The sequence below is a fragment of the Saccharomonospora iraqiensis subsp. paurometabolica YIM 90007 genome (genome assembly GCF_000231035.2).
In the GTDB taxonomy this organism is placed as follows: Bacteria; Actinomycetota; Actinomycetes; order Mycobacteriales; family Pseudonocardiaceae; genus Saccharomonospora; species Saccharomonospora paurometabolica.
On the sequence record NZ_KI912250.1, the window covers coordinates 324,296 to 330,656 of the forward strand.

5 protein-coding genes are annotated in these 6,361 nt (G+C 72.5%); 4 read left to right on the plus strand and 1 reads right to left on the minus strand.

Going from position 1 to position 6,361, the window contains the following annotated elements; translation table 11 throughout:
* The coding region (locus SACPADRAFT_RS0217715) for an alpha/beta fold hydrolase (RefSeq protein WP_007026014.1) at positions 1-1,014 on the minus strand (1,014 nt) is incomplete at its 3' end.
* 151 nt (positions 1,015-1,165) lie between these two features.
* Between SACPADRAFT_RS0217715 and SACPADRAFT_RS0217720 the strand changes: the two genes are divergently transcribed.
* From SACPADRAFT_RS0217720 to sepH, 4 genes are all read left to right on the plus strand, one after another.
* Positions 1,166-2,947: an L-lactate permease gene (locus tag SACPADRAFT_RS0217720; RefSeq protein ID WP_007026013.1), complete on the plus strand. Its 1,782-nt coding sequence runs from the start codon at positions 1,166-1,168 to the stop codon at positions 2,945-2,947.
* 12 nt (positions 2,948-2,959) lie between these two features.
* Positions 2,960-4,318 carry a serine hydrolase domain-containing protein gene (locus tag SACPADRAFT_RS0217725; RefSeq protein WP_007026012.1) on the plus strand — a complete coding sequence of 453 codons (1,359 nt, stop codon included), beginning with the start codon at positions 2,960-2,962 and terminating at the stop codon, positions 4,316-4,318.
* A 44-nt stretch (positions 4,319-4,362) separates the two neighbouring features.
* Positions 4,363-5,493 carry a phosphoserine transaminase gene (gene serC / locus SACPADRAFT_RS0217730; RefSeq protein ID WP_007026011.1) on the plus strand — a complete coding sequence of 377 codons (1,131 nt, stop codon included), beginning with the start codon at positions 4,363-4,365 and terminating at the stop codon, positions 5,491-5,493.
* A 179-nt stretch (positions 5,494-5,672) separates the two neighbouring features.
* On the plus strand, positions 5,673-6,361 hold a 689-nt coding region (sepH, locus tag SACPADRAFT_RS0217735; RefSeq protein ID WP_007026010.1), incomplete at its 3' end, for a septation protein SepH.

Consider the following 6,361-nt stretch of genomic DNA (forward strand, 5'->3'; position numbering starts at 1 on the left):
GCCGGTGACGAGCACGAGCCGCCCCGGGAACCGGCCGCGGGGCGGCGGGTTCACCCGGGCACGGCGCAGCGCCCGGCTCTCACCCGTCCCGGGATCCGTCCCGGGGTCGGTCCCGGAGTCCGCACCGGAACCGGACCCGGCGGGCTCCACCGCGTCGACCAGTTCCGCGGTGGCGGTGGCGATCCGGTCCGGATCGGCGCGCACGACCCAGTGGCTGCCGGGGATACGGCGCACCCGCAGGTCGGGCACCCACCGGGCGATCTCGGTCTGCAACGGCACGCCCACGAACGGGTCGTCGACGGGGGCGAGCACCTGGACGGGGATCTCCGCCGGGCGGCGCCCGGGGCGCCGGAGCCTGCCGACGATGTTGGCCCGGTAGAGGTTCAGCCCGTGCACCGCGTCGGAATGCCGGGGCGCGGGCTCGGCGGGTTCGCGCGCACGTACGACCCGCGCGCCCAGGCCGGAGCGCCAGAGCAGTTCCGGCAGCACCGGGAGCTGGAAGAACGCCAGGTATCCGGACCGGGCCAGTTGCCGCAGTGCGGCGCCGAGCCTGCGCGGGTGCGGCCGCAGCTGCGCGCGGAACCAGTGGGCGGCATGGTCCAGGTCCGGGCCGGAGATCGAGGTGAACGAGGCCACCCGCCCCCGCAGCCACGGCCCGGTGACCGCGTGCCAGGTCTGGATGGAACCCCAGTCGTGCGCGAGCAGGTGCACCGGGCGGTCCCCGGCGACCTCGTCGAGCACGGCGACCAGGTCGGCGGCGAGCGTGTCCAGCCGGTACGCGGCGACCTCCCGCGGCGCGTCGGAGTCCCCGGCCCCGCGCACGTCGTAGGTGACCACCCGGAACCGGCCGCGCAGCCGCGTGCGCACGCCGTCCCAGAGCGTGGAGTCGTCGGGATAGCCGTGCACACACACCACGGTCGGGACGTCGGTCTCCTGCCCGATCCCACCGTCCGGCCCGTCGACCGTCACCGACAACCGGACACCGTCCGCACCGTTCACCCACACTCGCCGCATCGCACCATGCTAGAGCCGATCTTCAACCCCGCCCGCCACGCAGGGTTGACGGTGACCACCGGGTCCGTGACACTTTGACAGGCCGACAATATGACGGAACTCACATTCCGCCATACGAAAGCGCGGGTTCCGGACCACCTCGGGGGCGGGCATGGACAACCTGGCGGTACTCAGTCTCGTCGCGCTGGCACCCATCGTGGTCGTCGGGATCCTGCTGGTCGGACTGCGCTGGCCGGCCAAGTACGCGATGCCGCTCGGCTTCGCCGTGGTCGTCGGCGCCGCCGCGTTCGTGTGGGGCGTCGAGCCCGTCGTCATCGCCGCCTCCAGCATCGAGGGCCTGATCCTGGCCGTGGGCCTGCTCTACATCGTGTTCGGCGCACTGCTGCTGCTCGGCACGCTGAGCAGCAGCGGGGCCCTGGCCACCATCCGGGGCACCTTCACCGACATCAGCCCGGACCGGCGGGTGCAGGCGATCATCATCGGCTGGCTGTTCGGCAGCTTCATCGAGGGCGCCTCCGGCTTCGGCACCCCGGCCGCCGTGGTCGCCCCGCTGCTGCTGGCGCTCGGCTTCCCGGCGATGGCCGCGGTGCTGGTGGGCCTCACCATCCAGAGCACCCCGGTCACCTTCGGGGCCGTGGGCACCCCCGTCCTCGTCGGCGTCACGGACGGACTCAGCGGCAACGCGGCCGTCGAGGAGCGGGCGTCCGTGCTCGGTGTGCCGATGCCCGACTACATCGCCGGGATCGCGCTCGACGCCGCGATCATCCACGCGATCGTGGGCACGCTGCTCCCGCTGTTCCTGGCCTGCCTGCTCACCGGGTTCTTCGGGGACCGGTCCCGCCCGGCGACCGCCCGGTTCGCGGACGGACTCGGGGTCTGGAAGTTCGCCCTGTTCGCGGCGCTGTCGATGACCGTCCCCTACGTCACCGTGGCCGCCCTGCTCGGCCCCGAGTTCCCCGCGCTGCTCGGCGGGCTCGCCGGACTGGCGATCGTGGTCACCGCCGCGCGGCGCGGGCTGTTCCTGCCCGCGCACACCTGGGAGTTCCCACCCCGTGCCGGGTGGGAGGCCGTCTGGACGGGGCGGGTCGAGCCGGACACCGACGTGGCGGGACGCCGGATGCACCCGGCCCGGGCGTGGGCGCCGTATCTGCTGGTGGCGGCGCTGCTGGTGCTCACCCGCACGATCGAGCCGCTCACCGACTTCCTCACCGGGCTGTCCCTGGACTTCACCGGCATCCTGGGGACCGACATCTCCGAGAGTCTGGAGCCGTTCTACCTTCCCGGTTTCGTCCTCGTGGTCGCCAGCGTCTCCGCGTACGGGCTGCACCGGATGTCGGGCGCCCGGATCGCCTCCTCCTGGCGTGTGGCGGGCAGGCAGATCGCCGGAACGGCGGTCGCCCTGCTGTTCGCGCTGCCGCTGGTCCGGGTGTTCATCAACTCCGACCTGAACACCAGCGGATACGAGAGCATGCCGCTGACCCTGGCCGACGGTGCCGCCTCGGCCGTCGGTGACGCCTGGCCGGTGCTCGCACCGTGGATCGGCGCACTCGGCGCCTTCGTGGCGGGCAGCAACACCGTGTCGAACCTGATGTTCTCGCTGTTCCAGTTCTCCACCGCGGAACAGATCGGCGTGCCCCCGGAGCCGGTCGTGGCCGGTCAGGCCGTGGGGGGCGCCGCGGGCAACATGATCACAGTGCACAACGTGGTGGCCGCCTCCGCCACCGTCGGTCTCCTCGGCAGGGAGGGTGACCTCATCCGTAAGACGATCTTCCCGATGATCTGGTACTGCCTGTTCGCCGGTGCGCTGGCGTTCGTACTCGCCAACGGACTCGGCCTCAACCTGGGAACGATCATGCTGGTGGTGCTGCTGCTCGCGGTCGCCGCGGTCGTCCACCGGCTGCACTCGGAAGGCCGCGCGGCGCGGACGGGGTGAGCGGGCGGCAGAATGGCCGTCATGCTGCCTACCACCGAACACGCCCTGCTCCGCCGTGTGGCCACCGAACAGTCCACCGGGCGGGCCCCCTCCCTCGTGGCCGCCGTGATCCGGGACGGCGAGCTCGCGTGGTGGGGCGCACGGGGCGAGGTGGCCGGTGCACGGCCGGACACCGGGACGCTGTACCGGATCGGCTCGATCACCAAGTCACTGGTGGCGGTGGTGGTGCTGCGGCTGCGCGACGAGGGCAGGCTGGCGCTGTCCGACCCGCTGGACACCCACGTACCCGGGACCGCCTTCGGCGAGCTGACGATCGCGCAGCTGTTGTCCCACACCGGCGGGCTGACCTCCGAGTCGCCCGGCTCGTGGTGGGAACGTTCCCCCGGCGGCGACTGGGACGACCTGAACGGCGACCTCGGTCGGGAGGAGCTCAAGCACCGTCCGGGGCGGCGGTTCCACTACTCCAACGTCGGCTACGGCGTGCTCGGGGAGCTCGTCGCCCGGCTGCGCGGCACGAGCTGGCTGGATTCCGTGCGCACCGAGGTGCTCGCCCCGCTGGGGATGCACCGCACCACCGACCGCCCCACCGGGGCGCACGCGCAGGGGTTCGCGGTGCACCCGTTCGCCGACGTCGTGCTGCCCGAACCCGCCCACGACGCGGGGGCAATGGCCCCGGCCGGGCAGTTGTGGTCCTGCGTCGACGACCTCGCCGCCTTCACCGCCTTCGTCGGCGGCGACACCGGCGAGGTGCTGCACCCGGACACGGTGGCCGAGATGCGCGAGGCGGCGATGATCGACGACAGCGGGCCGTGGTCGGCCGGGTACGGACTCGGGCTGCAGCTCGCCCGGGTGCACGGCACGCGGCTGGCCGGGCACACCGGCTCCATGCCCGGGTTCCTGGCCACCACGATGACCGACCCGGCCACCGGCACGGGAGCACTGGCACTGGCCAACGCCACCGGCGGTGTGGGCATCCTCTCCCTGGTGGCCGATCTCGTCGCGACGGCCGACGAGCAGGAACCGCGGCTGCCCGCCGAGTGGCGGCCCGCCCCGGTCCCCGACGGCCTGTTGGAGCTGACCGGCCTCTGGCACTGGGGGCCCGCACCGCACCACCTCCGGGTGCTGCCGAACGGGTGGCTCGACCTGCGTCCCGCCGCCGGGGCGGGCCGGGCGTCCCGGTTCCGGCCACTGGACGGGGACCGGTGGCTCGGGCTGGACGGCTACTACTCCGGGGAGACGCTGACGGTCCACCGGAACACCGACGGAACCGCGCGATACCTCGATCTGGCGACCTTCATCTTCACCCGGACGCCGTACGATCCGGCCGTGCCGGTGCCCGGCGGCGTCGACGACGGGGGCTGGCGTGGGTGACGCTCGTCATTCAATGTGGCCGGAGACCGTGAAACACTGACGGTATGACCGAAGCCGATGAGTTGACACTGCCCGCAGACCTCAAGCCCTCCGACGGCCGGTTCGGGTGCGGCCCGTCCAAGGTGCGCCCCGAGCAGCTGGCCAACCTCGCCAGGGAGGGCGCCAATGTCCTCGGCACGTCGCACCGCCAGAAGCCGGTGAAGTCCCTCGTCGGCCGGGTGCGGTCCGGGCTGGCGGAGCTGTTCGACCTGCCCGACGGCTATGAGGTGGTGCTGGGCAACGGAGGCACCACGGCGTTCTGGGACGCGGCCGCGTTCGGTCTGGTGCGCGAGCGTGCCCAGCACTTCTCCTACGGCGAGTTCTCCTCGAAGTTCGCCACCGTGACGGACAAGGCCCCGTTCCTGTCCGACTCGGTCGTGGTCACCTCGGAGCCGGGCACCGCCCCCGAGATCACCTACGAGCCGGGCTGCGACCTGGTGGCCTGGGCGCACAACGAGACCTCGACCGGTGTCGCCGTGCCGGTGCGCCGTCCCGCGGACAGCGAGGGCGCGCTGGTGGCGATCGACGCCACCAGCGGGGCAGGCGGCCTTCCGGTGCGGGCCGCCGACTACGACGTGTACTACTTCGCCCCCCAGAAGTCGTTCGCCTCGGACGGCGGCCTGTGGGTGGCCCTGATGTCGCCCGCCGCGATCGAACGCGTGGGCGAGATCGGCGCCTCGGACCGCTGGGTCCCCGAGTTCCTGTCGCTGCCCACCGCGCTGGACAACTCCCGCAAGGACCAGACCTACAACACCCCGGCGCTGGCCACGCTGTTCATGCTGGCCGACCAGGTCGAGTGGATGCTCGGCAACGGGGGCCTCGACTGGACCACCGCGCGGACCCGGGAGACCTCGGACCGGCTGTACGAGTGGGCGGAGAAGACCTCCTACACCTCGCCGTTCGTGAGCGACCCGTCGCTGCGCTCCTACGTCGTGGGCACCGTGGACTTCGACGAGAGCGTGGACGCCGCCGCGGTGGCGAAGACGCTGCGGGCCAACGGCATCGTCGACGTCGAGCCGTACCGCAAGCTGGGCCGCAACCAGCTGCGCATCGGCATGTTCCCGGCCATCGAGCCGGACGACGTCACGGCGCTGACCCGGTGCATCGAGTGGATCGTGGAGCGCACCACGAAGTGAGCGTTCCGAGATTCGCCTGATCGGGCAACGGGTAGTCCGGCGCGTCGGGACCGGATATACGGGCCGTGTCGAGGACGATCGACACGGGATGTTCACGGATTCCGGCGCGCCTCTCCCGTCAAGGCGACGCGCCGCATTACCGTGGACACCCACAGAGGTGATGTCTTTCGGAGGCGGACATGCGAACGCTGCGAGTGGTCGGGTTGCACGAGGACGGCACGTCCCTCGTGTGCGAAGACCCTGAGCGCCGCGAGCGGTTCCTCCTGCCCGCGGACGAGCGCCTGCGCGCGGCGGCCCGCGGGGACATCGCCCGGCTCGGCCAGATCGAGATCGAGCAGGAGAGTCCCATGCGTCCACGCGAGATCCAGGCCCGGATCCGGGCGGGGGAGTCCGTCGAGCAGGTGGCGTCGGCCTCGGGGATGTCGGCCGACCGGGTCGAGCGGTTCGCCCATCCGGTGCTGCTCGAACGCTCCCGCACGGCCGACCTCGCCCAGCGTGCCCACCCGGTTCGGGAGGACGGACCGGACATCCGCACGCTCGGGGAGATCGTCGCGCACGCGTTCGGGCTGCACGGGCACGACCACACCCAGGCGAGCTGGGACGCCTGGCGGTCCGACGAGGGCCGGTGGATCATCGGGCTGCACTGGAGCGCCGGACGTTCGGACAACCGGGCGCACTGGTCCTTCTCCCCCGGTGCGCACGGCGGCACGGTCACGGCCCTCGACGAACTGGCGGAGGCGCTGCTGGACCCGGACGCGCACAGCGTTCCCCGGCCGGTGGCCGAGCGCGCCGCGGAGTCGCCGGAAGGGGGCGACGAGGCCGCCCGGCACGGGGCCACGGTGATCGAGGCCCCGCTGCCCACACCGTC

Bases quoted from the DNA above. Each gene is read 5' to 3' on its own strand.
- SACPADRAFT_RS0217720 (WP_007026013.1), top strand. From the start codon at position 1,166: ATGGACAACCTGGCGGTACTCAGTCTCGTCGCGCTGGCACCCATCGTG.
- serC (WP_007026011.1), top strand. From the start codon at position 4,363: ATGACCGAAGCCGATGAGTTGACACTGCCCGCAGACCTCAAGCCCTCC.
- SACPADRAFT_RS0217725 (WP_007026012.1), top strand. From the start codon at position 2,960: ATGGCCGTCATGCTGCCTACCACCGAACACGCCCTGCTCCGCCGTGTG.